The following is a 25267-nucleotide window of genomic DNA, read 5'->3' as shown; positions in this document are numbered from 1 at the left end:
TTTTGTTTTTGAAGTAATGAACGTTTAGGAGTCAATATGAAGTCACGCGCAGCTGTTGCACTGGAAGCGGGTAAACCGCTTGAACTGGTTGAGATTGATGTTGAAGGCCCTAAGGCGGGAGAAGTGTTGGTTAAGATGGCTGCGACAAGCGTTTGCCATACCGATGCTTATACGCTTTCCGGTGCTGATCCCGAAGGTAACTTCCCTGCGGTGCTGGGCCATGAAGGTGCCGGCGTTGTTCAGGAAGTCGGCGAGGGCGTCACTAGCCTTAAGCCAGGCGACCATGTGATTCCGCTCTACACCGCCGAGTGCGGCAAGTGTAAATTCTGTCTGTCGGGTAAAACCAACCTATGTGGTAGCGTGCGCGCTACCCAAGGCAAAGGGGTCATGCCCGACGGCACCTCGCGTTTCTCACTCGATGGCAAAATGCTTCATCACTACATGGGTACCTCCACGTTTAGTGAGTACACCGTGTTGCCTGAAGTCTCCCTGGCGGTGGTTTCAAAAGAAGCGCCCATGGATAAAATTTGTCTGTTGGGCTGTGGTGTGACTACCGGTATCGGTGCGGTGCTGAATACCGCTAAAGTAGAGCCTGGCGCCACGGTGGCGGTGTTTGGTCTCGGGGCTATCGGTTTGGCCGTCATTCAAGGCGCGGTAATGGCCAAGGCGGGGCGTATTATTGCTATCGACGTCAATGCTGATAAGTTCGAGCTGGCCAAGCAGTTTGGCGCCACCGACTTTGTGAACCCGAAAGAGTACTCAGACCCCATTCAGCAGGTCATTGTCGATTTGACCGATGGCGGCGTTGACTACTCCTTTGAGTGTATCGGCAACGTCAACGTGATGCGTTCAGCGCTGGAGTGCTGCCACAAAGGCTGGGGTGAATCGATCATCATTGGTGTAGCCGGTGCCGGTGAGGAGATCTCCACACGGCCGTTCCAACTGGTCACCGGACGGGTCTGGAAAGGCTCCGCTTTTGGCGGCGTAAAAGGGCGCAGCGAGCTGCCGGGCTACGTTGATCGTTATATGAACGGCGAAATCAATATCGACGATTTCATTACTCACGATATGCCGTTTGAGAAAATCAACGAAGCGTTTGAGTTACTGCATGCGGGTAAGAGCATTCGTACCGTGCTGCATTACTAGGCTCTGTGGCTCGATGCCGTGCCAGTGCAGGTTTCCGCGAGGGCGCTGTGAACCCATCCGTGGGCGCTACTTTTGACATCCCTGTCAAAAGACCCTCGCTTCAACCTACCCTGGCACTCCGTTATCGTGTGTTTTACAGACAGTCATTCGGCCTGTGCACAGCATTATTAAGTAGTATAGAAAGCACGTTTGAAACGCTAAAACGCGGTAGGGTAGACCTGCCGCGTTTGCTGCATTTAAAGGAACCTGCCCATGAGCATGAGTGAAACTCTAGAACTGGTGTCCGCCAACCGTAGTTTCGGTGGCTGGCATAAGCGCTACCGCCACTACTCCCGTGCGCTGGATTGCGACATGATCTTCGCTGTTTACTTGCCGCCCCAGGCGGAAAACGAGCGCGTACCGCTGCTGTGGTGGTTGTCGGGCTTAACCTGTAATGACGAAAATTTCATGCAGAAAGCGGGCGCTCACCGTATTGCCGCTGAGCTGGGCGTGGCGATTGTTTGCCCTGATACTAGCCCACGGGGCACCGACTTGCCCGGGGAGCATGAAAGCTATGATTTAGGCTCGGGTGCCGGTTTTTACGTGAATGCCACCGAGTCACCCTGGAAGTCCCACTATCGCATGTACGATTATGTGATCGAGGAGTTGCCTTCGGTGGTGCGTCAGCACTTCCCGGTCAATGGGCGCGAATCGATTAGCGGGCACTCAATGGGAGGGCACGGAGCGTTGATCCTGGCGCTGCGTCATCCAGGGCGCTTCCGTTCAGTGTCGGCCTTCTCGCCGGTGGTCAATCCGATGAACTGCCCTTGGGGTCAGCAGGCGTTTAATACCTATTTGGGAGAAGATCAGTCACGCTGGCGCCAGTACGATGCCTGCGAACTGGTTGCCAACGGTGCATCACGCCAACGGCTGTTTATCGACCAGGGCGAAGCGGATCAATTCCTGGAGGAGCAGCTTCAGCCAGAGCGTTTAGAAGCCGTTTGCGAAGAGCACGATCACCCGTTAACGCTGCGCCGCCAGCCGGGCTACGATCACAGTTACTTCTTCATTGCCTCGTTTATCGAGGATCATCTGCGCTATCATGCAGATCACCTCATGAAGCGTTAAGGATAACTGGATGCTCAATCGCTCGTTGCGCCGTTTTCTGCGTCTGCTATGGCGGATTGTTTGGCGCGGCGTGTTAGCGTTTGTGCTGCTGTCGGTCGCGCTGGTCTTGCTGTTTCGGGTCGTTCCTCCACCGGGGTCGATGGTGATGGTCGAGCGCAAAATTCAGAGCTGGATCCATAGCGATCCGATTCGCATACAGCGCGAGTGGCGAGGCTGGGATTCGCTCTCGGTAAACGCCAAACTGGCAGTGATCGCTGCAGAGGATCAGCGCTTTCCGCATCATAGCGGATTTGATCTGGTTGAATTGCGCCGGGCATTGCAGGCCAGTCAAGACGGTGGACGACTGCGCGGTGCCAGCACCTTGAGCCAGCAAACGGCTAAAAACGTTTTTCTGTGGACAGGTCGTAGTTGGACACGGAAGGGGCTAGAAGCGTGGTTTACGCTACTGATCGAGATACTCTGGAGCAAGCAGCGTATTTTGGAGGTTTATCTCAACGTCGCCGAGTGGGATCGCGGTGTATTTGGCCTAGAGGCCGCTGCTCAGCACTATTTTGGGGCCTCTTCGAGTTCGTTAACTGAACGCCAGGCAAGTCTTCTCGCGGCTATCTTACCCAGCCCGCTGACGCGCAGCGCCGCACGTCCCGATGCCCAGGTTGAGCGGCGAAGCCAGTGGATTCGCCAGCAGATGCGTAACTTAGGTGGGGCTGATTATTTGCAACATTTATAGCGGGCTTCATCCACACTAGTCGTATTTGGCATCGTCAATTTCTGCCAGGGCTTCTAGGTTGGGATAGGAAAAGTAATAGCCCTGCTGCATGGGAATGCCCAATGCCAGCAGGCAGCGCGACTCTTCGCGAGTCTCAATGCCCTCTGCAATCAGCTGTGTACCCAATGTCTCTGCTAGCGCCACCAGGCTACGCAATATGGCCTGGCGACGCTTGTCGCTATCGCATCCCATTACCAGGTCACGATCGATTTTCAGCGTATCGGGCCGCAGGTCGGTCAACAGATCGAGATTGGCATAACCGTTGCCAAAGTCATCCAGCGAGGTGGTAAAGCCCATTTCGCGGTAGCTCTCAATAATCGTACGCATATGCATACGATCATTGACCCGCTCGGTTTCGGTAATTTCGAAGTTGAGCCGTTCAGTGGGCCAACCAACACGATGCGCTGTTTCCAGGGTAGCTTGAATGCATGCCTGTGGTTCATAAACCGCATTGGGCAGAAAGTTAATGGAGAGGCGCTCCTGCATGCCCAGGTCGCTGGCTAGCTCAATGGCTTTGATGCGGCACGCCTGGTCAAAACGGTACATCAGCTCATCGGTCACCTGACCCAGTATTGAAAAAGCGGACTCGCCGTTGGTGCCACGTACTAACGCCTCGTAGTAAATAACTTGTCGCTGATTAACATTGACGATTGGTTGAAACGCCATGGTAAATGCAAAAGGTACCGGAGAATCGCAACGGTTACAGTGTCCGTTCACCCTGGCACAGTGGTGGTGTGCTGACATGTTTATCCAAGCCCTGGTTTACAAATATCGTTATCTTTTAGTCGCCTTATAGACGGGTTTCCGAATAACCATCACCACCCCAGTGATGGCGACCAACATCCCCACAAGCCCTAGCAGGGGAAGACGTTCGTCAAATAGCCACCACGCCTGAAGCGCCGTGACCGGTGGCACAAGATAAAAAAGACTCGCAACCCGCGAGGCTTCCCCCTTTTTAATCAAGGCCATGAGTAACAGAATAGCGGCAATTGAGAGAATCAACACCAACCAACCCAGCGTCAGCACAAAGGTGCTGCTCCACTCCACCTGGCGCGTCTCAAAAAGCAAGGCGCCAACGCCCAACAGAGCGCCTGCTGCCACGTACTGAATCACCGCCCCAGAAAGCAGCGGCATACTGGTGCAATACCTCTTCTGATAGAGCGTGCCCAGTGAAATCCCCATTAACGCAGCGGTAACACACAGTAGAGCGCTAACTCCGAAGCCATCAAATAGCGACTCACCCAGTTCAAGCTTACTGCCGAGCACTAAACTGATACCTATTAGGCCCAGGCCTAGCCCTACCCATTGGCGCCAAGAGAGCTGTTCACCTAATAGTGGCCCGGCGAAGGCGGCGGTCAGAAGTGGCTGCAACCCCACCAGTAGTGCCGCTAAACCAGCAGGCATACCTAAGTAAATGCCATAGAAGACTCCACCTAAGTAAGCGCCATGAACTAGAAAGCCTGATATGGCGATATGAGTCCATAACCTGGGTGATGAAGGCCAAGGTATTTGCATCACGACGACCAGCGGAATCAGTAGCAGTAGCGTGAACACAAAGCGAATAAACAGAAATGTAAAAGGTTCTGCATATGGCAGGCCGAACTTGGCGCCAATAAAGCCGGTGCTCCAAAGTAGAACGAAAAGTGCAGGCATGGCGGCAAGTCCTGCCGAAGGTAAGTCGTTTTTGTGTAACTTACTGAATATTATGGACATATTATTTCCGTGGTGGCGTGATAAACTCATCTTTAGGATACATTTGGTTCTTTTTGTTACCATCTTTTACATAAAGAGTTGAACCTGCTTGAACATGGCGCGTCACAGAAGGCACACACACAACGCAATATTGAGGTTTCTTCTATGCAACGTATGACTGCTCTGTTCTCCGCTGCCCTGCTCGCGACCGGTCTGATGGCTGCTACCGCCCACGCGCAGGAAGAGCAACAAGGCGCTGCACAAGATCCAATGGCAACCCAGCAAGCACCTGCCCAGGATTTTTCTGACGACCAGCTCCAGCAGTTTGCTGATGCTTCTCAAGAAATTGCGGTTATTTCCCAGGAATATACCCAGCGTCTGCAGGAAGCGGAAGACGAATCAGCGCAGCAGGAAGTGCGCACCGAAGCTAACGACCGCATGATTGAAGTGGTCGAAGACAGCGGGCTAGATGTTGATACTTTCAACGCTATCGGTCAATCCATTCAGCAAGACCCTGAAATGATGCAGCGTGTTCAGGAAATGGCTAACCAGTCGTAAGCTGTACTGCTGAAAGTAACTGATGTCGATTTACTGATTTTTTTATATCGCTAATATAGCAGTTTTTATTTAGCAGAGTAATTATCAGTATGGCTTAGGCCAGCAAAGCCCGGTGCTTAACTGCACCGGGCTTTTTTATGCAGCTTGTTTCGCCAATGGGCAGTTTTATTATACTGAGTGGGGTTTACCTGACTTAGCCTTCCCGCCACACTTTAGTATTGTGAGTAGATTCTCCAGCCCATTGACCGGTATGCCCGAGGAGTCCGTATGGATGTCGAACTGTTAGAAATACGCCAACATATGGGACGGTTCCCGCCTTTTGATGGGCTATCGGATGATCTTCTTGATGCCATCGCTGAACAGGTCGAAGTGAGTTACTTCAAAACCGGCAGCAACATATTAGCGCTCAACGAGATGCTCAATGATCTCTGTTATATCCGTAGTGGCGCTGTGGAGGTTTATCGTAGCCAAGGAGAACTGTATAACCGCCTGGGTGAAGGCGATATTTTTGGTCATTTCAGCCTGCTGCGTAACCACAAAGTGCGTTTTCCTGCCCAGGCTATTGAAGATACGCTGATCTATTTTATCCCCAAGGCGGTTTTCCTCAGGCTGTGCGAGGAGGATGACCATTTTGCCGATTTTGTCGAGTTGGAGCGGCCGCGGCTAGAGAGTGCCGCTGAGCAGCAAAAGAAATCCAACGACATGATGGTCACAAGGATACGCAAACTGATAACCCGTTACCCGGTGATGGTGGAAACGTCTACCAGCGTTCAGCACGCCGCGCAGCAGATGAGCGACGCCCAGGCTTCTGCGCTGCTGGTATTAAAAGAGGGGAGCGATAACCCGCGCTACAGCTTTAAAGATAGCGAAGGTCAAACTTGGCAGATGTGCGGGATTTTAACCGACAGTGATTTTCGTACCCGCGTTGTGGCCGAGGGGCTATCACCGCAAACCTCGGTCGGTGAGGTGGTTTCCTCGCGGCTAATTACCATTCAATCGGATGCCTCTGTTTATGAGGCCATGCTGACGATGCTGCGCAGTAATGTGCACCACCTGCCTGTCTTGTATCGTCAGCGCCCGGTGGGCGTGGTGCATCTCTCCGATATTATTCGCTATGAAACCCATAGTGGCCTCTATCTGGTCAGCAATATTTTCAATCAGTCCAGCGCCCAGGGGCTGGCACGCTTGGCGCCGGATGTGAGCGCGGCGTTTGTGCGTATGGTGCAAGAGGGGGCTAACTCGCAAATGGTAGGTAGCGCCCTTTCCACGATCGGACGCAGCTTTACTCGGCGGTTGCTGGAAATGGCTGAAGCAGAACTTGGCCCTCCGCCGGTGCCTTACTGCTTTATGGTGAATGGTTCTATGGCCCGCAATGAGCAGAGCATTGTCACTGACCAGGATAATGCGCTGATCCTCTCCGATGAGTTTATTCCAGAGCAGCATGATGACTATTTTTACGCCCTGGCAAAAATCGTTAGCGATGGTTTAGATGCCTGCGGCTACACCTACTGCAAGGGTGATGTGATGGCGACCAACACGCAATGGCGTCAGCCCCTCAGCGTTTGGAAGGAGTATTTTCAGGATTGGATGGCCAACCCTACGCCGGAACGGTTGCTGCATAGCTCGATTTTCTTTGATCTGGATAGTTGCTACGGCGAAGACCTCTATGTGGAAACGTTGCAAGATTTGATTGCCGAGACAGCGCCAAAATCACCGCTTTTTTTAGCCGCCATGGCTCGCAATGCCTTAAACCGTACCCCGCCGCTGGGGTTTTTCCGTACTTTTGTGATGGAGCAAGATGGCAAGCACAACAACTCTATCAACTTGAAGCGTCGAGGGACGGCGCCGATGGTGGATTTGGTGCGTATTCACGCCTTAGCCTGCGGCTCCAAAGCGCAGAACTCCTTTCAGCGCCTGAATGACATCAGCAAGACCCAGCTGTTGGCGACTGGGATGAGTGACAAGCTAAGCTATGCGTTTGAGTTTTTATGTATGTCGCGGATTCGCCATCAAATGATTGATCTACAAGAGGATCGCCTGCCGGATAACAATATCGAGCCTGAAAACGTGGCGGATAGCGAGCGGCACACGCTGAAAGATGCCTTCCAGGTGCTCAGCAACGCACAAAAATTTCTGAAATTCCGCTATCCCATGCCTGCCCAGCGGCAGGGACGCTAAGATGCTCAATATACGCCCACGCCAAAAAATCGTACAGGCCGATTGGAAGGGCTATATGGCCCAACGGGCGCAACAAGCGAAAAATCCTGCCCTTCAGCAATTTTTTGGTGCGTCGTTGCCTGATCCTGAAACGCCCATTTCTGAAGTGCCTATGGTGGCGCTGGATATGGAAACCACAGGACTGGATGAGAGGCGACATGCGATTGTCAGTATTGGCCTCGTGCCCTTCACGTTAAATCGTATCAAATTGGCAGAGCGGCGCTATTGGGTCGTGAACCCTTCGCGGCCGCTCGCAGAAGCCTCAATTACCTACCATCACATTACCCACTCGGAGATTGCCCAGGCGCCGGACTTAGATGTGATACTGGACGAACTCCTGGCCCAGCTAGCAGGTCGCCTAGTGGTGGTTCATTTTCGCAATATTGAACGCCCCTTTTTGAATGCAGCTGTCAAAGCCCGACGTGGGGAAGGGGTGCTGTTTCCGATGATTGATACCATGTCGCTGGAAGCGCGGATGCACCGCCAAACCCTATGGGCGCGGTTCCGCCGCTGGCTTGGCCGCCCACCGGTTTCCATCCGCATGCATGCGAGTCGTGAGCGCTATGGCTTGCCCCCTTATCAAGGACATCATGCCCTGGTGGATGCGTTGGCCACCGCAGAGCTATTGCAGGCGCAAATAGCGACCCATTATCGACCTGAAACGCCATTGAAAGATATTTGGTGTTGATGCTTAGCTGTCATCATACCAACAAAAACGGGCAACCCATTGGGTTGCCCGTTTACTAGCTACATTTGAACAGTACCAGCAAGCTTTAAACTTAGGGTTGGTTTAAAACCGTGGTCGGTTCAAAGCAGCGCTAGACAGCTTTAGGTTCGCTCATCAACCCCTTGATAATGGCATAGCAGGCCACTAGCAGAATGATGGTGAACGGGAAGCCGGTAGAAACTGCCATGGTTTGCAGCGCTGTCAGACCACCGCCTAGCAGTAGCGCAATGGCAATCGCGCCTTCGATGATCGCCCAGAAAACGCGCTGTGGCGTCGGCGCATCGACCTTACCGCCAGCGGTGATGGAATCAATCACCAGTGAACCAGAGTCAGACGACGTCACGAAGAACACGATGACTAGCACAATGGCTACGAATGAGGTGATTTGCGATAACGGTAGCTGCTCGAGCATTATGAATAGCTGCAGATCAACACCTGCATCGCGAACGGCCTCAATGCCTTGGCTGACGTACTGATCAATGGCCGTGCCACCAAACGTGGTCATCCATAGTACTGATACCGTGGACGGCACCAGCATCACCGAGACCAGGAATTCACGCACTGTACGGCCGCGGGATACCCGCGCGATAAACATACCAACATACGGAGACCAGGAGATCCACCAAGCCCAGTAGAAGGCTGTCCAGCCCTGGCTGAAGTTAGCGTCTTCACGACCAAAAGGATTCGATAAGGCAGGCAGATGAACCGCATAGTTCCAAAGGTTTTCAAAGAAGCCCGTGGCAATCATCAGGGTAGGGCCAACCGCAATTACAAAGAAAAGTAGCATTGCCGCAAGAATAATATTGATTTTGGAGAGCAGCTGTACGCCCTTATCAACGCCTGCCACGATTGAGCCGATGGCGATCATCGTAATACCGATGATCAATAGGATCATGGTGATATCACTTTCTGGCGCACCAAACAGGTAAGTGAGGCCTGCTGCTGCTTGGGTTGCCCCTAAACCAAGGGACGTAGCCAAACCAAATAAAGTGGCAAACACTGCCAAAATATCAATTACGTGGCCTGGCCAGCCCCATACGCGCTCACCCAAAAGGGGGTAGAACACAGAACGCATGGATAGCGGTAGGCCCTTATTGAAAGAGAACAGCGCCAGCGAAAGCGCGACCACAGCGTAAATCGCCCAGGGGTGCAGGCCCCAGTGGAAGATGGTTGCGGCCATAGCTAACGCTTCAGCAGCGGCAGCATTACCTTCCGCACCCGCTAGCGGCGCCCAACTGCCACCGTCAAATGAAGAGCCAAAGTGCGTCAGCGGTTCGTTAACGCCGAAGAACATCAGGCCAATCCCCATGCCCGCGGCAAACAGCATTGAAAACCAACCCATATAGGTAAAATCAGGCTTGGCATCAGCGCCACCAATGCGGATTTTACCTAGCGGAGAGAAGATCAGACCAATACACAAGATGACGAATATATTCGCCGCTAAAATAAAGAACCACGCTAGATTGCCGGTCAAAAAACCAAAAATAGCATCATAAATAGGCGCAATCGTGTCTTGCAGCGCTAGAGTTAGCACCACAAACAGCAGCACAATGATTGCAGAAATGCTAAATACCTTGCCGTGTAGGTCAAGATTGAGGCCCATAGCATTCGTGGTGATATTATCTTGGCCGATAACATAATCGGTATCGATCAGGTTAGCCGGGCCATCTGGGGCGGGTATACCCTCAGAGACCGGCTCATCAGGCTCATTTTTCGGTGTTTTGTCCATAAGTTTACTCCCTTAATTATTTTAAAAACGAAAGGCGGTTTTATTGAGCCAGACGAATTAAGAAGACAGAGGCGTTAGTGTGAGTTGCTACTTTGCCACCATGCGAAGGCATGACAATATCCAAATGCCGCGGCAGATGAGTTGCCATCATTACTAAGTCAGCCCCTACTTCGTCAATAGCTTTCTCAAGTAGTGTGTCGATATTCGCCATAGGGTCTGTTGAGCTGTATACCTTGCTACTTACCGGTTGACCATGAACCTTATGTCGCTCTTGCGCAAAAGCCTCGAGCTTTTGCTCATACTCCTGGGGAGTGCGGGCGACGCTTGTGGGTGTATTGGCCGTGACGCTGACATAGGTGATATGGGCGTCATATTGTTTGGCAAGGTCGGCTACAACGCTTAACGCGGGTTCCAGTGTTTCAAGGTGGGCAAGGTCTACCGGCACCATAATGTTATTAAACATGCCAAGCTCCCGAAATGACCTGTCACACTATCGAACTGCTTATAGTAGTGTGCTCATAACAATAGGTTGTACAAACTTAAACGGCTGGGCTGGGGCTTACGAAAGCCCCAGCCCAACCATCACTAACAAATACAATTTACCTAATCAAAATGGCATTAGCTATCAAGCCACTCTGCGACCACGTCCTGGTTATCTTCAACCCACTGCTTCGCATTCTCATAGGGGTCACTGCCATCTTCCTGGTTCATCAGCATGACCTCGCCCATCTGCTCAGGCGTCCACTCGAAAGCGTCGAGAATGGCATAGGCTTCTGGCATGTCGTCTTCCAGGCCTTGGCGAACCGCAGTGTGGATCTGCTCTGCACCGCCATAGACGTTCTCAGGGTCTTCTAGGTATTTGAGATCGAAACGGGCAAACATCCAGTGGGGCGTCCAGCCGGTAACAACAACGTCTTCTTCGTTATTAATTGCGCTGGCTAGGGCTGCCGTCATGGTAGCACCGCTGCCGCTACGCAGATCCAGCTCAAGGTCATAGGTATCCACAACCTCTTCGGAGAGCGCCATTAGGCCTGCACCGGGGTCAATACCGATGATCTCGCCATTAAAGCTGTCGGCGTTATCGTTAAGGTCAGCAATCGAGTCGACGTCAGTATACTCTGGAACCACAAGGCCCAGCTTGGTGCCGTCCAGATTGGGGCCGAGGTCTTCAATGCTATCACCCAGGCGCTCCATGTAATCGGCGTGAGTGGTCGGCAGCCAAGCGGCAACGATGGCGTCCGCATCGCCAGTGGAGAGGGCTTGGAACATGGCCGCCGCTGAGAGTGACGTTAAATCAACCTCATAGCCTGCTTGCTCAAGTACCGCGGCAATGACGTTAGTAGAAGCGACTTCGGAAGACCACTCCACGTAGGCCAAGTTAACCGTGCCTTTCTCTTCTTCGGCCTGGGCTGCGCTGCTGACGGCAACGCCTGCACCTGCTAGCAGTGCCAGTGAAGCAAGACGGATACGAAGGTTCAATGTGCGATGTTTCATTCACTTTCTCCCTTGGGTATAAATTTATAAACGTACACAATCATCAACAAACACAGCTGCTGCAGAATACAGCATGGTGAGCAAAGAGCGACTTAGCAAGCAAATGACTCAACGCTGCCGCTCCTGCTGTTTTGCTTTAGGGTTTAACTCTATTTGCGCGTTTTCCCTACTGACGTGTTTTTCTAAGCGATTGGGTCAGGCGGTCAAGCAGCATGGCCAGGATGACCACCGCGATACCCGCTTCAAAGCCATCGCCAGGGCGCAAGCGCTGAATAGCGCGCCATACTTCGCTGCCTAGACCATCCGCACCAATCATGGCGGCAATAACCACCATGGAGAGAGCTAGCATAATGGTCTGGTTGATACCTGCCATGACCGTGGGCAGTGACAGCGGTAGCTGTACTTTGAATAGCTTTTGGCCACGGGTGGCACCGTAGGCGTCGGCGGCCTCAATCAACTCCACCGGTACTTGGCGAATGCCCAGCGTAGTAAAGCGAATAGCCGGGGGCATTGAGAAAATCACCGTGGCAAAAATCGCCGACACCGAACCAATCCCGAAGAATGGAATAGCTGGAATCAAATAAACGAACGCTGGCATGGTCTGCATAAAGTCCAGAATCGGCATAATGACCCTGTAAAGCCGATTGGAGAGCGCCGCCGCAATGCCTACAGGTAGTGCGATGACCACGGCCACCATGGTAGCGAACACTACCAGCGTGAGCGTCTCAATCATCGGGTTCCAGAGGCCCAGGTTCCAGATCAGAGCCAAACCGGCGACGGCGCCGATTGCTAGACGAGGGCCCGCCAGCTTCCAGCAGAGCAGCGCGATCAATGCGAGTAGCGCCCACTCGGGCAGCCACATCAAACCGTCGTTTAAAACATCGATGCCGGTTTGAGTAAAACGAGAGATGCCCCGGGTAACCATAGAGTATTCGCTGGTCAACCAAGTCAGGCCGCCTTCAATCCAATCGCCTAGTGGAATGCGTGGGATATCCATTATTGCTCTCCTGCTCGTGCCAGTTCGTCGAGTACAGCGCCTTTTACCACTACGCCGAGTAACTGTTCCTGCTTATCAATGACGGCGATAGGGAAGCTCTTTTCACTAAACATGGCGAACAGATTGTGCAGCGGCTCATCCATCGGGACTTTGCGGAAATCCTGAGTTAAGTAGGGGATGATCGAATCGGAACCCTCTTGAATGGCCCGGCCGGCGGCGTCGGCCTCTAGTAGCCCGAGTAAGCGGCGATCGCGATCAACCACATAAATGGAGTCGATAGCATGGTCGCGCATGCGGTGTAGTGCTGTGCGTGGGCCATCGCTTTCTCGCGCGGTGGAGCGCAGTGGCCGCATGGCGCTCTCTGCGGTCAGGATACGCGCTCGGTCAACGCCTTCGATAAAGCGTCGCACGTAGTCATCCGCGGGCTTGGTCAGAATCTCTTCCGGCGTGCCGATCTGCACCACTTCGCCATCTTTTAGCAGCACGATACGGTCGCCAATGTTGAGCGCCTCATCCAAATCGTGGGTGATGAAGACCGTGGTCTTTTGCATTTTGGATTGCAGCTGCAAAAGCTCTTGCTGCATGTCTTTACGAATTAGCGGGTCAAGCGCTGAGAAGGCTTCATCCATTAACAGCACGGTGGCATCGTTTGCCAGTGCGCGGGCTAGGCCAACGCGCTGCTGCATACCGCCTGAAAGCTGATTCGGGTAGGCGTCTTCCCAGCCCTCCAGGCCCACTTGCTTCAATGCAGTATGAGCAATTTGGTGCCGCTCTGATTTCTCTACGCCGCGAATTTCCAAACCGAACTCGGCATTTTGCTGCACAGTGCGGTGGGGAAATAGCGCGAAATTTTGAAATACCATAGAGAAGTGGCGGCGGCGGCACTCCAGCAACGCTTTCTCTTTCAGCGTCGGGATGTTTTCGCCGTCGATAATGATTTCACCTTCGGTGGTCTCAATCAGACGGTTAAGACAGCGGATCAAGGTCGATTTGCCTGACCCCGAAAGTCCCATGATGACGAGCAGCTCGCCTTCATAGACATCAAATGAAATATTGGATAGCCCTAGCGTCTGGCCGGATTTCTCCAGAATTTCGGGGCGCTTCATTCCCTGATTACGTAGCTCAATGGCTTTTTGGGGGTGCTTACCAAAGACTTTACTTAATCCGCGAACTTTAATTTTGACGGGTCGTGTCTCGTCCATCGGCGATGCCTTTTTGTTGAGCTGAATGAGCGTGTGTCGTTATTACACCATTCATAAAGAAATAAGAACTTGGGTCGTATAATTTATTAAAAATTATTATACATAGCTAGGGCCAGTGTGTCACAACGGCTCGCTCAATGGGGCAATTAACGTTACATGTGTCATTTTTTACCCATCTAAGAGGGTTTGCTGTACACGCATGCCGATGAATTTTATTTTTTCAAGTATTTGATTTTAATTAATTATCTGTGTTTTTTATATATTTGGCACGTAAAGTGAATAAGATGGTTGTAGGCAACATGATATATGTACAAAGTTGGTTTGCGTCTATCCAGTAAGGTGTTTAGAAACATACGGTGTTAGCAATGGAGGTGGGAATTATGGACAAGCAACATGACCGCATTGAGAGTAAGCAAATTTCTAATCGCCCACGTTGGTTAACGCTGTGCATGATGGCGACAGCAGCAAGTGTCCTAGTATTAGCCGGTTGCGGTGACAATGAAGAAGCAGCGCCGCCTGCTGAAGAGTCTGCGCCATTAGAGCAAGATGCTACTTCTCAGCCAGAAACGGGTATGAGTGAAGAGCCGTCGATGGAACAGGATCCAGGTTTAGATCAAGAGCCTGCTGCAGAGAATAGTACGACCCAATCTGAAGGCACGATGTCTGAAGAGAGTACTCTGCCAGAAGACACGATGGATGAGCCCGCGGAAGGCACTATGAATCCTGATGAAGATGAGCCAGGGTTTGGTGAAGGTACCGAGCCCATGCCAGGCGCGGATGAAGACGACGAAAATGCAACCAGTAATTAATTAGTTAACTGATTTATGTGCCCGTTTGAGTAAGTGTACCGCTCCCTACGATGGTAAATTGACCCAGCTGTTTGTTCCCTGCGGCTGCTCCACACGATTTACCATCCTTTACGCCCCCGCGCCCGCGGGGGTTTTTTTTACCTACTTTTAGCTAACGTGTTTAGTTTCGCGATCTGCCGTGCCGTAGCGGTTACTCTTCATTATCTTCCAGGCGACGATAGAGCGTCCGACGAGCAATCCCCAGCACCTCAGCAGTGCGCCGCTTGTTGCCACCCGTAGCTTCTAACACTTTGTTAATATAGCGCTTTTCGACTTCTTCTAAACTGGGCCAGCGGATCGGTGGCGGGGTTGGCATTTGACCTCCCGCCAGCACTTCGCCGCTGACGGCAGGCACTAAAGGCGTACCGGTTTCCACCGCTGATTGCTCGCGCAGCCGTTCGGGCAGATCTTTATAGCTGAGCGAGCCATCTTCGCTTAGGGTGACGGCTCGCATAATAGCGTTTTCCAGTTCGCGAACGTTACCGGGGTAAGCGTAGTTGAGCAGGTTGTTGAGCGCTTCGGGTTCAATTTGCTCTATCTGTTTGCCCTGTGCCTCGGCATGCTTGTCGATAAGTGCAAACACAAGGTGTTCGATATCGGTGCCGCGTTCGCGCAGCGGTGGGATGCGTAGGGAGAAGGTTTCCAAACGGTAGAATAAATCGCTGCGGAAGTTCTCCTGCTCGATCTCTTTCTCCAGGTTGCGGTGAGTGGCAGCGATGATGCGTACATCCACCGGCTCTTCACGCTCCCCGCCTACGGGGCGTACGGTCTTTTCCTGTAAAGCACGCAGTAATTTAGCCTGCAGATTGATGGGCATTTCACCAATCTCATCTAAAAACAGGCTGCCGCCCTGAGCACTGTGGAAGAGCCCTTTGCGCGCTTCATTAGCACCGGTAAAGGCCCCTTTTACATGGCCAAAGAACTCACTTTCCATCAAATCCGCCGGAATGCTCGCACAGTTAACCGGTACAAAGGGCTGGTCATGGCGCGGGCTTTCCTGGTGAATGGCGCGAGCAAGTAGCTCTTTGCCGGTGCCGCTTTCCCCTAAGATCAGAATAGGGGCATCGCTTTTGGCAAGGCGGGAAGCGTCATGAAACAATGTCTGCATGACCTGGCTTTTACCCACAATGCCGTGGAAGTGACTGATATCCGTGTCGTGGAAAACCGCCAATCGTTGGCGTTCAAGGACACGAAATACGGCATCACGGATGGCATCAAGGTCTAACGGCTTGGTTAAAAAGTCGTCAGCCCCTAGCTTAAGTGCCTCAACCGCCTGGTCGATGGTGCCGAAAGCGGTAATCACAATAATACCCAGCTCACTGCCTGCTTGGCGGAGCTGCTGAAGCAGCTGAATACCGGTCATGCCCGGCAAGCGCACATCGGTAATTACCAGTGAGACGGTGGTGTGGCTAAGTAAGGCGATCGCCTCTTCAGCGCTGGGTACGCCGAGCGTTGTGTAGCCTGCATCCTGCAGCTCTTCTTCTAATAACTCACGTATAGCGGCGTCATCTTCCACCACCAACAAAGGTAAAAGGGGGTCCTGTTGGGTCACAAACGTTGTCCTCACGCGGATGCGGTTTCACTAGTAGGTAGCGTAATTTCAAATCCAGCGCCGCCTAGGGCACTGTCAAACACGCCGATCGTACCGCCGTGGTCGTTAATAATGCGATGTACCATAGAGAGTCCCAAACCGCTGCCTTGGCCGACCGGTTTGGTGGTGAAAAATGGGTCGAACACTTTATGGTGATGGGAGCTGGGTATCCCAGGGCCATCATCTTCCACCCATAGTATTATTTCGTGATCTTGCTGTTGGGCGCGAACTCGAACTCTGCTCACTTCGGGGGCTTGCGCAGCATTACGCAGCAAGTTCGTCAGCACCTGTACAATTTGTTGGCCGTTGGCGAGTAAGTTGGGTGTCGGCGACGGTAATTCAATGTCTAAACGAATATTGCGTGGCTCCAGCTCGTCTTCAACCAAATCGCGGGCATTCATAATAAGCTGATCAAGCGCCAGTTCGCCTTTCTCTACGTTATGTTGACGGCCTAATTCCATTAATTGGCGCACAATTTCAACGATGCGCTCGACTTCGCCACGAATACGCCCTAGCCGTGCGCGTTCGTCATCGCCAATAACATCGCGGCGAGCCAAACGCTGGGCCTGACCATTGATCACCGTTAGCGGCGCACCTATCTCATGGGCAACGCCGGCTGCCAATACGCCCAGTTCAGCCAGCTTTTTCGACTTGCGCAGGCGCTTTTCAAGCTCAATTTCGCGCCGCTGGCGATTTTCGATCTCTTGGTCTTTCTCGGCCATTGCATCCAGCATGCCATTCAAACCGGAGGCGAGATGGCGATATTCGATAGGGCCGTCTTCGGTGGCGCGTTGGCTGCGGTCACCTTTTTCAACCAGCTGCATTACGTGCAGCAGCCGGTTAAGCGGGCGCTCAATATGGCGGCGGAACCCCCACCAAATACTAAACACGATCCCGGCGGCGCCAATTACAAACACCAGTACGGCGACCACGCTGATAAAACCCGTATAGTTCTCAATGCCGGTATTTAGCCGATTAACCTGTAGTACCCCATATACAGTGCCATCTTGTGAGCGCAAGGGTGTCAACGCAGAGTAGTAATTCCACCCATCGTGCTGGCGATAGTTGCTATATAAATCATCGCGCTCGATGATTTGTTGAATCTCTTCACGGCTGAAAATATCTTTGCCGAGACCGAGTCCGTAAATATCGCGCCCTTCTGTATCAAATACATAGGCGCCGTAAATTCGATGGAAGGAGAACGCCGACTGTAGCGCTTCTTCAAGCGGCGTGTTGCTATCTGGCGTAACCGCATAGCTGAGCGACGAGCTCAGCGTACGGGTAATAATCTCCACTTCCGTTTGTAGCTTTGAGCGTACGTTATCTTCGAGCGACTTGATCGCCACTAAGCTAAAAACCACCAGGATGACAAACAGCGGCACAATCACCGTCAAAATAATCAAATTGCGTAGTCGCATGGGGTATCCATGGTGGTGTGAATACGTTTTAGTATCAGCCCGTAAATTTAAGCGCTACTGATTCGTTGGCGCTAAACGGTACAAACCGCCCTGAGGGTCGTCAGTGAGTAAGTAAATGGCGTCATCAGGGCCTTGGCGAACATCGCGAATGCGACCCACTTCGCCTTGTAAAATCAGCTCTTCTTCGGCGACACGGCCCTCTTCCAAGCGCAGGCGCAACAGCTTCTCGCTACCTAGTCCACCGGCCAATAAGTTGCCTTGCCACTCACCAAAGGCGTCGCTAGTCACTTCAGCAAGCCCGGCGGGGGCGAAGCGGCCTTCAAATACATACACTGGGTCAACCATGCCGGGGAGCGAATCTTCGCCAATCGGCTCGTTGGTTGCATAGTCATTGCCCTGGCTGACCTTTGGCCAGCCATAATTATTGCCCGCTTCGATATGATTCAGCTCGTCGCCGGTGCGGGGGCCATGCTCTGACGCCCAGGCTTCGCCGTTACTGAGCACGGTCATGCCTTGAATATTGCGATTACCCATGGAGTAAATTTCATCCAGGGTAGTATCATCACCGACAAAGGGGTTGTCATCGGGAACGCCACCAGTAGCGGTAAGGCGCAGGGTAGAGCCCGCGTGGTCATCGCTTGCCTGGGCGCGGGTTGGTTCACTGCCGCGGTCACCAATACTCATTAGCAGAGTGCCGTCGGGCAGCCATGCCAATCGCGAGCCGTAGTGGCGACCCGGCCCTGAGGCGCGATCCTGCTCAAATAAGTGCTCGACCTCACCTAGCTTGCCATCCTGCCATTTTACTCGTGATAACGCTGAACGGCTGTTATTGCCTTCGGGTTTGCTCCAGGTGAAATAGATCCAGTCGTTATCACCCTCGCCATTTACGCCTTCAAAATCAGGGTGTAACGCTACGTCTAGCAAACCGCCCTGGCCCTGATTGCTCACTTCTGGCATGCCTTCCAGCGTACTGGCTTCACCGCTTTCGGGGTCGACAAGTTTCAATTGCCCGCTGCGTTCGCTCACCAAGTAGCGGCCATCGGGTAAAAAAGCCACCGCCCAAGGGTGCTCAAAACCATCGGCGATACGCTCAATGGAAAGGTTTAAATGGTCGGTTTTCAGCGATTCCTGGACGACTTCCGCATTTGCCATGTTAATAGCGCCCGCCAGCACTAGCCCACTGATCCCTGCACAAACCGCTGGGGTCAGCGGGCGTTGGGTATGGTTGCTCTTGTTCATGTAAAGCATAGCGTGCCCTCTGGTGACGATAATCGTTGGCATCCTTGCCAGTAGTCTAGCAGTGACCCTTTAGCCACGTGTGGGTTCCACTATTACATCAGCAGGGCTAGCAGCGCGGGTAGGTAAAACAGCGCTAACAACGTTGAGCAGAAGACCAAGCTGGCGACATAAACGGGTTCGCGCTGGGCCCGCTGAGCAAAGAGATAATTGAATACCGCCACCGGCATACACATTTGAAGCACTAAAATGTTCTGTGCCAGTGGCGGAAGGCCCACCCAGCCAGCGATCAGCCAGGCGACCACGGCAGCGAGAGGCACACGCACCAGGCTAAATCCGAGCCCTGAACGCAGGTTTTTCACCTGAATGCTGGCCAGCGATACGCCCAGGGTAATAAGCATGAGCGGTACCGTGAACCCCGACATTAAGTCTACCGTATTCGCCAACCAGGGCGGCAGGGAAGTGTCCGTCAGAAGCAGCACCATGGAAATTGCAATGGCGTACACCGTGGGCGTTTTAGCAAGGGTTTTGAGGGGATTGCCTTGGCTATTAAGCACTGCGCCTAAGGTGAACTGAAACAGCGATACGGTCACCATCACCGTGATGCCGTAGGCAAACCCGGCGCTACCAAAGGCGTAGAGCACCACCGGTAAACCCATATTACCAGTGTTGGGGTACATCATGGGGGCAAGCAGCACTCGCCAACTGCGGCGCAACAGTTTTGCCACCACAAAAGTAGCGGCCCCCATGGTGATAATTACCAGTGCAGCGGCCAGCATCGTCTGACCAAAGGTGGTGGCATCGATATCGGCCCCCGCAAGAGATGCTAATACCAGTGAGGGTGTGCCGATGTTAAACACTAGCCGGGTGATAAAGTCGACCGGGTAGGGATGGCCTAGGCGTACCCACAGGTAGCCGAGCCCTGCACCCGCCAGCACAGGCGCCATGACGGCAAAAAGTTCGGCAAGCATTGGCTGTCCTTGGCAATCGTTAGCCACCTATTGTCGTTAATAAGCGGGCTAACTGGCAAGGCAAACACTCGAATTACCCTAAACAGCGACGGTTGACGTGCTCCACGGTGCGGGTACCTGGCTACGTAAAAACTCTAACAGCGCGTGGGTGCGGCGTGATTGGTGCCCGTAGGCGTAGAGCAGTGTAATGGGCAGGGGCACCGGCTCCCAGCCGGGGAGGCAGTTAATCAGTTCGCCTGGATGATGTTGTTCGCGCTTGGCGGTTAACCAGTGTGAGAGTAAGCCAATCCCTTGGCTGCGTGCGATGGCATCAATATGCAGGGCAGTGAGGTCTACCCGCAGCCGTGAACGGGGCGGGTTAAAGGTGTATTGGCCATGCTCTGGATGAGTGAGCAGCAGCCCATCAGAGGCAGAGCCCAACAGATCTATCCAGGCATGCTGGTTCAGTTCGTCGGGGTGTTGAGGCGTGCCAGCCGCCGCTAAATAGTGTGGGCTGGCATAAAGCCCGCGGGTTAAATGCCCCAAGCGCTCCTGGTTTAGCCCGCACTCATGCGTGGGCCCCAGCCAGACATGTACGCTATTGCTGTGCATTTTAGTGGGGGGCGTTTCTCTAGTGTGTAGCGTTAGCTCTACCTTGGGGTGGCGGTTTAAGAAGGCATCAATCGTACCGGGTAACCAGCTGCGCGCCAGGGCGCCGTGCACCTCAAGGGTTATTTCGCCGCTAATCTCCTCACGCAGCTCTGCCAGTGCCTCCTGGCTATGAGCCGCCATTGCCAACAGCTCGGTGCAGTAGTTGTGAAACAGCAGCCCTGCTTCGGTAGGAATTAAGCGGTTGGCCTGGCGGCGCAGCAGCGGCTGGTTAAGCCGGGTTTCTAGCTGGCTGATACGGCGACTAAGGGTCGATTTGGCTAATCCGAGCTTTTGAGCGCTGCGAGTCAAACTGCCTGTGCTCATCACATCGGCAAAGGCGGTAAGTTCGTCAAAGTCATACATGGTCAGGCCCACGGAAAAGGGTGAACGCTAATTGTGCCATTTTTCGGTGCGAATGAAAATAATAGGCATTTGTGTTCCGTAGAGTTGAACGTGCTGTCTCACCCCAGTGTGCAAAGAGTGTGTAAAAATATTAATGCTAATAATTCGCATTTAATGTGACGAATTCTCACACATATTGTTAACACACTATGAAGGACGAAGTTATGTCTCCCTGTTTGCGCCGTACGCTGCTGGCCAGCGCCATTTCTTCGCTTGCTAGTAGCGCTCTATGGGCACAAGATGCGCCCCGCTTAGACGATATGGTGGTAACCGCTTCAGGTTTTGAACAGCAGATTACCAATGCCCCCGCGTCTATCAGCGTGGTTTCCCGGGAAGAGTTGGAACAAGGCCACTATCAGAGTGTTACCGATGCGCTGCGCGATGTGCCCGGTGTGATTGTCACCGGCGGCGGGAGAGGGGATAACGGCCAGGATATCTCCATTCGTGGTATGCCTTCCCAGTACACCCTGATATTGGTCGATGGTCGCCCGCAGAATTCCCGTGAGTCCCGCCCCAATGGTAGCGCCGGGTTTGAGCAAGACTGGCTGCCGCCGCTACAGGCTATCGAGCGCATTGAAGTAGTGCGTGGGCCAATGTCGACGCTTTACGGCTCCGATGCCATCGGCGGGGTCATTAACGTGATTACCCGCAAGGTTGCGCAGGAGTGGCACGGTAATGTGCAACTCGACACCGTACTTCAGGAAAACAGCGACTCCGGCGATAGCCGCCAAGCCAACTTTTACCTGAGCGGCCCGCTGGTAGGGGATCGTTTAGGACTTCAGCTCTATGGCCGTGCCTCGCAGCGCGATGAAGACAATATCCTCAACGGCTATGAAGATAAAAGCCTGCAAAGTCTTACTGCACGGCTGAGTTTTGCGGCGACTGATAACCATGACTTCACTTTTGAGGCGGGTATTACCGAGCAGGAGCGCGAATCACTGATGGGCAACTCGGCGCCATCCGAGGGCTGTCGCGGCGGCTGCTCCGATAGTTTTAATGAGTTCACCCACCAGCATGTCGCTGTGACCCACAGTGGTCGCTTCGATTGGGGTACCAGCGAAACCTACCTGCAACGTGAGCGCAGCGAAAATAAATCGCGGGATATTGAAATCACCAACACTACCGCCAAAACCAGCGCTGTTATTCCGCTAGGCATGCATATGTTGACGCTAGGCGCTAACTACGAGGAAGAGTCGCTTGAAGATAGTACAACGAACAGACTGCCTGACTCTGATCGTAGTGAGATTGAGAATAGCCAATGGGCAATTTTTGTTGAAGATGAATGGATGCTTACCGATTCCTGGGCATTGACCGGCGGTTTACGTGTTGATGATGACGACAACTACGGTAGTCATTTAAGTCCACGTCTTTATAGCGTGTGGAATATGACGCCTGACTGGACGTTGAAAGGCGGCGTTTCAACCGGTTATCGGGCGCCTAACCTGCGCGAGATCACCCCTGACTGGGGGCAGGTCAGTCGCGGTGGCAATATTTACGGTAATCCTGACCTTGAGCCAGAGACCTCGCTCAATAAAGAGCTAGCCCTGCTTTACGCCAACGAAAGTGGATTAAGCGGCAGCGTCACGCTGTTCCATAACGACTTTGACGATAAAATTACCCGAATAGCTTGCCCCATCGATATCTGTACGGATGGCGCTAACCAGTTTGGCAGCGACCCGACTTATCGCGTTAACGTTGATGAAGCGGTGACTCAAGGCGTAGAGGCGAGTGTGGCTGCGCCGTTAACCGATACCGTTGAGCTAACGGCCAGCTACACCTATACCGATAGCGAGCAAAAAAGCGGTGAGTATGCCGGCGAGCCGTTAACACAGCTGCCTAAGCACCAGGTATCCGCCTCGTTAGATTGGCAAGTCTCTGCCAAGTTGAGTCAATGGACAAAAGTCACTTACCGCGGCGAAGAGAGCCAACCGACTACCGGCCCTTCGAGCAGTTCCATTGTGGCTCCTTCCTACACCTTTGTAGATGCAGGCGTTGGCTACCAGTTGAACGAAAGTACTCAACTGAGCGCGGGTATCTACAACCTATTCGACGAAACGATTGACTACGATGAGTACGGCTATGTGGAAGATGGCCGCCGGGTTTGGTTAGGACTCAACGTAGCTTTCTAAACGCTAGGTTCCCGTTATAAACGCAGTACAGCAGCGGCTATCCAGCGATGGCCGCTTTTTTTGGCTGTTAGGAAAGGTGAGGGAGGTAAACAAAAAAAGCCCCAGCGCATGGCCGGGGCAGAAGTCAGCATTGAAACAGTAGCGAGCTGAAACCGATTAGAACTCGTAGCGGGCGGACAGCCACAGGCGGCGGCCTTCTTCGCTGTTGGCGTATACATTGCCAAAGCTGGTGCCATCGCCGTAGGCGCGGTAGTCGACAAAGTCTTTGTCAAACAGGTTATAGATCGTCGCGCTCAGATTAAGCTGATCGGTGACCGCGTAATTTCCGCCTAAGTGAAATAGTGAATAGGCTTTAAAGTCGCCCAGGTCATCAAACGAAGGTGCGCCGCGAACGCTTTCGCGGTTACGGTAGCGTTCGCTGCGGTACTCAGCGGAGAGCCAGGTGTCCAGCTTTGCCGTTGCCTGCCAGCGGAGGGTGGCGTTGATGGCGTGTTCGGGGGTATCCGTCAGCGGCTCACCCTCGTTATCGCCACTCTTCTGTTCGCTATCGGTATAGGTGTAGTTAGCGTTAACGCGCCAATCGGGGGCGAAATGGTAGCTGGTAGAGAACTCAACCCCTTGGGTGATCGCTTCATCGATATTGATATCCTGGCTATACAGGCCGTCAGGAATCAGCGGATCGTTTTCTACCAGGATATCGCTGCCGCTGGCAATCTTGTCGTCAAACTGGTTGTGGAACAGCGTGGCGCTGGCGGTAAAGCCTTGCTGGTTATCGTAATGGGCGCCGATCTCGCTACTAGTGCTGGTTTCCGGTTCAAGATCCGGGTTACCAATGGTCAGCACGGTGCCTTGGCCGGTGACGCCGTTGATGCCATCGTGCAAGTCATTAAGCGTGGGCGTTTTATAGCCGCGGCTCACGCCACCTTTTAATGTCCAGTTGGGCGTCGTGTTCCACACCAAATAGCCGCGCGGGCTGAACTGGCTGCCAAAGGCGTCGTGGTGATCATAACGGCCGCCTAGGGTCAGGGCTAAATCGTCCCGCAGCATCCACTCATCTTCAGCAAACAGCGACCAGGTAGTTTGGGCAAAGGTCTCACCAGCCAAGCCGTCGTCAAGCTCCGCATCCCACCACTGCATACCCACGGTGGCCATATGGTTGTCTAGCGGCATGATGAATTTGCTGTCGAGCACGGTATTGGTGGTTTCCAGCTCCCGCGGCGCACCGCCGACAATGTTGGGAAAGCCTTCATAAGCGACGCCCACATCACCAGGAATCGTGCGCCCTTTGGTTTCGGTGGTATTGCGCATAAGGCTGGATTCCAACGTGCCCGAGGCAAAACGTCCGGTGTGGCCAATGGCAATTTGCTCGCGCTCAAAACGGAGTTCATCCGAATAGCCGGTGGCGCTGCCAGGGTCGGGCGCGCAACTGCGTGTGCGTCCATCCAGGGTGCCTAGCTGGCACTCGTCGTTGTTATAGCGTTGACGATTGACTTCACCATCCAGCCACAGGTCATGGCTATCAGAGGGCGTCCAGGTTAGCTTGCCGCCGATGTTGTAGGTATCGCCTTCCACCGGGCTGGGGCCGCGCTGGCTAACCTCGATAGGGTTGCCGTCACCGTCGGTGTAGGTGAGTTCAGAAGCATCGCGCTCATAAACCCGCCCGCGCAGTTGCAAGCCAAGGGTATCTTCCACCAAAGGGCCGCTGGTATACAGGTTGATCTCGCGACGATCGCCAAAATCGCGATCTTCGTTAAAGGTGTTTTCGACCCCGATAGAGCCAGTCCACTCGCGGCCAACCCGGCGGGTAATAATATTGATTACCCCGCCCATGGCGTCAGAGCCATACAGTGTCGACATCGGCCCGCGGATAACTTCAATACGCTCAATGCTGGAAATGGGCGGAAAGAAGCTGGTGGATGTTTCGCCAAAGCCGTTGGGCGTCACGCTACCGGCAGTATTCTGGCGGCGGCCGTCAATCAGGATCAGCGTGTAGTCGCTGGGCATGCCACGGATACTAATGTTGCTACCACCGGTTTTGCCCACTGAGCCGCCGACATCCACTCCCTCAACGTTGCGCAGGGCATCGGCAATACTGGTAACCCTTTGGCGCGAAAGCTCCTCGCGGGAGATCACCGAAATGCTGGCGGGGGCATCGACCATCGCCTGTTCAAACCCGCTGGCCGAAACAACGATATTGTCCAGCTGTTGCTCTTCTTGAGCGGTGGCTGTGCCTGCTGAAACAGCAAGCGTGACGGCGCTAGCCAGAACAGAGCGAGTAAAGCGTGGCATGTCATTCCCTCTTGGTTACGATAATTATTAGCTAATGATATTGATTATCAAATAAAGGCGGGAGTCTAAAAAGAAAAGTTCCCAAACGCGAGAGAATGATTGAGGAACGTTGCGTTGC

Annotated in this window: 21 protein-coding genes; 8 read left to right on the top strand and 13 right to left on the bottom strand. The window is 53.3% G+C overall.

Translation table 11 applies throughout. From position 1 onward, the window contains the following. Positions 1–36 precede the first annotated feature (36 nt). The 3 genes from SR894_RS14990 (at position 37) to mtgA (ending at position 2980) form a co-directional block, all read left to right on the top strand. Positions 37–1146 (top strand): S-(hydroxymethyl)glutathione dehydrogenase/class III alcohol dehydrogenase, encoded by a 1110-nt coding sequence (locus tag SR894_RS14990; RefSeq protein ID WP_133729903.1) that lies wholly within the window; start codon positions 37–39, stop codon positions 1144–1146. A 252-nt stretch (positions 1147–1398) separates the two neighbouring features. Then, on the top strand, positions 1399–2253 hold the full coding sequence (gene fghA / locus SR894_RS14985) for an S-formylglutathione hydrolase (RefSeq protein ID WP_133729904.1): 855 nt from the start codon (positions 1399–1401) through the stop codon (positions 2251–2253). A 10-nt stretch (positions 2254–2263) separates the two neighbouring features. Beyond that, entirely contained in the window at positions 2264–2980 is a 717-nt protein-coding gene (gene mtgA / locus SR894_RS14980) for a monofunctional biosynthetic peptidoglycan transglycosylase (RefSeq protein ID WP_133729905.1), read from the top strand. 15 nt (positions 2981–2995) lie between these two features. Here the strand turns inward: mtgA and SR894_RS14975 are convergent, their stop codons facing one another. Both SR894_RS14975 and SR894_RS14970 read right to left on the bottom strand, forming a co-directional pair. Further along, complete coding sequence (locus SR894_RS14975; protein ID WP_464937098.1) at positions 2996–3763, bottom strand: EAL domain-containing protein; 768 nt, start codon at positions 3761–3763, stop codon at positions 2996–2998. A gap of 30 nt (positions 3764–3793) precedes the next feature. Continuing rightward, on the bottom strand, positions 3794–4732 hold the full coding sequence (locus SR894_RS14970) for a DMT family transporter (protein WP_133729907.1): 939 nt from the start codon (positions 4730–4732) through the stop codon (positions 3794–3796). Between the two features lie 144 nt (positions 4733–4876). Between SR894_RS14970 and SR894_RS14965 the strand changes: the two genes are divergently transcribed. From SR894_RS14965 to SR894_RS14955, 3 genes are all read left to right on the top strand, one after another. Beyond that, positions 4877–5269 (top strand): DUF4168 domain-containing protein, encoded by a 393-nt coding sequence (locus SR894_RS14965; RefSeq protein ID WP_133729908.1) that lies wholly within the window; start codon positions 4877–4879, stop codon positions 5267–5269. Between the two features lie 267 nt (positions 5270–5536). Continuing rightward, complete coding sequence (locus SR894_RS14960) at positions 5537–7447, top strand: DUF294 nucleotidyltransferase-like domain-containing protein (RefSeq protein ID WP_133729909.1); 1911 nt, start codon at positions 5537–5539, stop codon at positions 7445–7447. Position 7448: 1 nt separating this feature from the next. Then, positions 7449–8174: a 3'-5' exonuclease gene (locus tag SR894_RS14955; RefSeq protein ID WP_133729910.1), complete on the top strand. Its 726-nt coding sequence runs from the start codon at positions 7449–7451 to the stop codon at positions 8172–8174. A gap of 130 nt (positions 8175–8304) precedes the next feature. On the opposite strand, the gene SR894_RS14950 is transcribed toward SR894_RS14955, so the two are convergent. From SR894_RS14950 to SR894_RS14930, 5 genes are all read right to left on the bottom strand, one after another. Next, positions 8305–9942 carry a BCCT family transporter gene (locus SR894_RS14950; protein WP_223288019.1) on the bottom strand — a complete coding sequence of 546 codons (1638 nt, stop codon included), beginning with the start codon at positions 9940–9942 and terminating at the stop codon, positions 8305–8307. A 40-nt stretch (positions 9943–9982) separates the two neighbouring features. Then, entirely contained in the window at positions 9983–10405 is a 423-nt protein-coding gene (locus tag SR894_RS14945; RefSeq protein WP_133729912.1) for a universal stress protein, read from the bottom strand. A gap of 155 nt (positions 10406–10560) precedes the next feature. Beyond that, positions 10561–11436, bottom strand: coding sequence for a glycine betaine ABC transporter substrate-binding protein (locus SR894_RS14940; RefSeq protein WP_133729913.1), 876 nt, complete (start codon positions 11434–11436; stop codon positions 10561–10563). 166 nt (positions 11437–11602) lie between these two features. After that, a complete protein-coding gene (locus SR894_RS14935) occupies positions 11603–12433 on the bottom strand; it encodes an ABC transporter permease (protein ID WP_133729914.1) in 831 nt (276 codons plus the stop codon). Beyond that, positions 12433–13635, bottom strand: coding sequence for a quaternary amine ABC transporter ATP-binding protein (locus SR894_RS14930; RefSeq protein WP_223288018.1), 1203 nt, complete (start codon positions 13633–13635; stop codon positions 12433–12435). The genes SR894_RS14935 and SR894_RS14930 overlap by 1 nt, the downstream gene beginning before the upstream one ends. 380 nt (positions 13636–14015) lie before the next feature. Between SR894_RS14930 and SR894_RS14925 the strand changes: the two genes are divergently transcribed. Then, on the top strand, positions 14016–14444 hold the full coding sequence (locus SR894_RS14925) for a hypothetical protein (protein ID WP_246638077.1): 429 nt from the start codon (positions 14016–14018) through the stop codon (positions 14442–14444). A gap of 190 nt (positions 14445–14634) precedes the next feature. Here SR894_RS14925 and SR894_RS14920 read toward each other — a convergent pair whose 3' ends face one another. From SR894_RS14920 to SR894_RS14900, 5 genes are all read right to left on the bottom strand, one after another. Continuing rightward, the gene (locus SR894_RS14920) at positions 14635–16035 is read right to left on the bottom strand and encodes a sigma-54-dependent transcriptional regulator (RefSeq protein ID WP_223288016.1); all 1401 of its coding nucleotides are present in this window, start codon (positions 16033–16035) and stop codon (positions 14635–14637) included. A gap of 11 nt (positions 16036–16046) precedes the next feature. Next, entirely contained in the window at positions 16047–17492 is a 1446-nt protein-coding gene (locus SR894_RS14915; protein WP_223288015.1) for an ATP-binding protein, read from the bottom strand. 54 nt (positions 17493–17546) lie between these two features. Continuing rightward, positions 17547–18740: a PQQ-dependent sugar dehydrogenase gene (locus SR894_RS14910; RefSeq protein WP_422824215.1), complete on the bottom strand. Its 1194-nt coding sequence runs from the start codon at positions 18738–18740 to the stop codon at positions 17547–17549. Between the two features lie 83 nt (positions 18741–18823). Then, positions 18824–19699 (bottom strand): AEC family transporter, encoded by an 876-nt coding sequence (locus SR894_RS14905; protein WP_133729920.1) that lies wholly within the window; start codon positions 19697–19699, stop codon positions 18824–18826. 78 nt (positions 19700–19777) lie between these two features. After that, positions 19778–20692, bottom strand: a complete 915-nt coding sequence (locus tag SR894_RS14900) for a LysR family transcriptional regulator (protein ID WP_223288013.1) — start codon at positions 20690–20692, stop codon at positions 19778–19780. 203 nt (positions 20693–20895) lie between these two features. Between SR894_RS14900 and SR894_RS14895 the strand changes: the two genes are divergently transcribed. Continuing rightward, entirely contained in the window at positions 20896–22860 is a 1965-nt protein-coding gene (locus SR894_RS14895) for a ligand-gated channel protein (protein ID WP_223288012.1), read from the top strand. 156 nt (positions 22861–23016) lie between these two features. Here the strand turns inward: SR894_RS14895 and SR894_RS14890 are convergent, their stop codons facing one another. Then, a complete protein-coding gene (locus SR894_RS14890) occupies positions 23017–25149 on the bottom strand; it encodes a TonB-dependent receptor domain-containing protein (protein ID WP_223288011.1) in 2133 nt (710 codons plus the stop codon). Positions 25150–25267: the final 118 nt, after the last annotated feature.

The organism is Vreelandella neptunia (assembly GCF_034479615.1).
Lineage (GTDB): Bacteria > Pseudomonadota > Gammaproteobacteria > Pseudomonadales > Halomonadaceae > Vreelandella > Vreelandella neptunia.
Note: the sequence above shows the minus strand (reverse complement) of the source record. Positions and strands in the feature narration are given on the sequence as shown.

What these genes read in the sequence shown, in the direction of transcription:
- SR894_RS14900 (WP_223288013.1), bottom strand. Translation starts at nt 20,692, where the DNA reads ATGTATGACTTTGACGAACTTACCGCCTTTGCCGATGTGATGAGCACA.
- SR894_RS14950 (WP_223288019.1), bottom strand. Translation starts at nt 9,942, where the DNA reads ATGGACAAAACACCGAAAAATGAGCCTGATGAGCCGGTCTCTGAGGGT.
- SR894_RS14915 (WP_223288015.1), bottom strand. Translation starts at nt 17,492, where the DNA reads ATGCGACTACGCAATTTGATTATTTTGACGGTGATTGTGCCGCTGTTT.
- SR894_RS14965 (WP_133729908.1), top strand. Translation starts at nt 4,877, where the DNA reads ATGCAACGTATGACTGCTCTGTTCTCCGCTGCCCTGCTCGCGACCGGT.
- SR894_RS14935 (WP_133729914.1), bottom strand. Translation starts at nt 12,433, where the DNA reads ATGGATATCCCACGCATTCCACTAGGCGATTGGATTGAAGGCGGCCTG.
- SR894_RS14940 (WP_133729913.1), bottom strand. Translation starts at nt 11,436, where the DNA reads ATGAAACATCGCACATTGAACCTTCGTATCCGTCTTGCTTCACTGGCA.
- SR894_RS14975 (WP_464937098.1), bottom strand. Translation starts at nt 3,763, where the DNA reads ATGTCAGCACACCACCACTGTGCCAGGGTGAACGGACACTGTAACCGT.
- SR894_RS14925 (WP_246638077.1), top strand. Translation starts at nt 14,016, where the DNA reads ATGGACAAGCAACATGACCGCATTGAGAGTAAGCAAATTTCTAATCGC.
- SR894_RS14960 (WP_133729909.1), top strand. Translation starts at nt 5,537, where the DNA reads ATGGATGTCGAACTGTTAGAAATACGCCAACATATGGGACGGTTCCCG.
- fghA (WP_133729904.1), top strand. Translation starts at nt 1,399, where the DNA reads ATGAGCATGAGTGAAACTCTAGAACTGGTGTCCGCCAACCGTAGTTTC.
- SR894_RS14945 (WP_133729912.1), bottom strand. Translation starts at nt 10,405, where the DNA reads ATGTTTAATAACATTATGGTGCCGGTAGACCTTGCCCACCTTGAAACA.
- mtgA (WP_133729905.1), top strand. Translation starts at nt 2,264, where the DNA reads ATGCTCAATCGCTCGTTGCGCCGTTTTCTGCGTCTGCTATGGCGGATT.
- SR894_RS14895 (WP_223288012.1), top strand. Translation starts at nt 20,896, where the DNA reads ATGTCTCCCTGTTTGCGCCGTACGCTGCTGGCCAGCGCCATTTCTTCG.
- SR894_RS14970 (WP_133729907.1), bottom strand. Translation starts at nt 4,732, where the DNA reads ATGTCCATAATATTCAGTAAGTTACACAAAAACGACTTACCTTCGGCA.
- SR894_RS14890 (WP_223288011.1), bottom strand. Translation starts at nt 25,149, where the DNA reads ATGCCACGCTTTACTCGCTCTGTTCTGGCTAGCGCCGTCACGCTTGCT.
- SR894_RS14990 (WP_133729903.1), top strand. Translation starts at nt 37, where the DNA reads ATGAAGTCACGCGCAGCTGTTGCACTGGAAGCGGGTAAACCGCTTGAA.
- SR894_RS14930 (WP_223288018.1), bottom strand. Translation starts at nt 13,635, where the DNA reads ATGGACGAGACACGACCCGTCAAAATTAAAGTTCGCGGATTAAGTAAA.
- SR894_RS14905 (WP_133729920.1), bottom strand. Translation starts at nt 19,699, where the DNA reads ATGCTTGCCGAACTTTTTGCCGTCATGGCGCCTGTGCTGGCGGGTGCA.
- SR894_RS14910 (WP_422824215.1), bottom strand. Translation starts at nt 18,740, where the DNA reads ATGCTTTACATGAACAAGAGCAACCATACCCAACGCCCGCTGACCCCA.
- SR894_RS14955 (WP_133729910.1), top strand. Translation starts at nt 7,449, where the DNA reads ATGCTCAATATACGCCCACGCCAAAAAATCGTACAGGCCGATTGGAAG.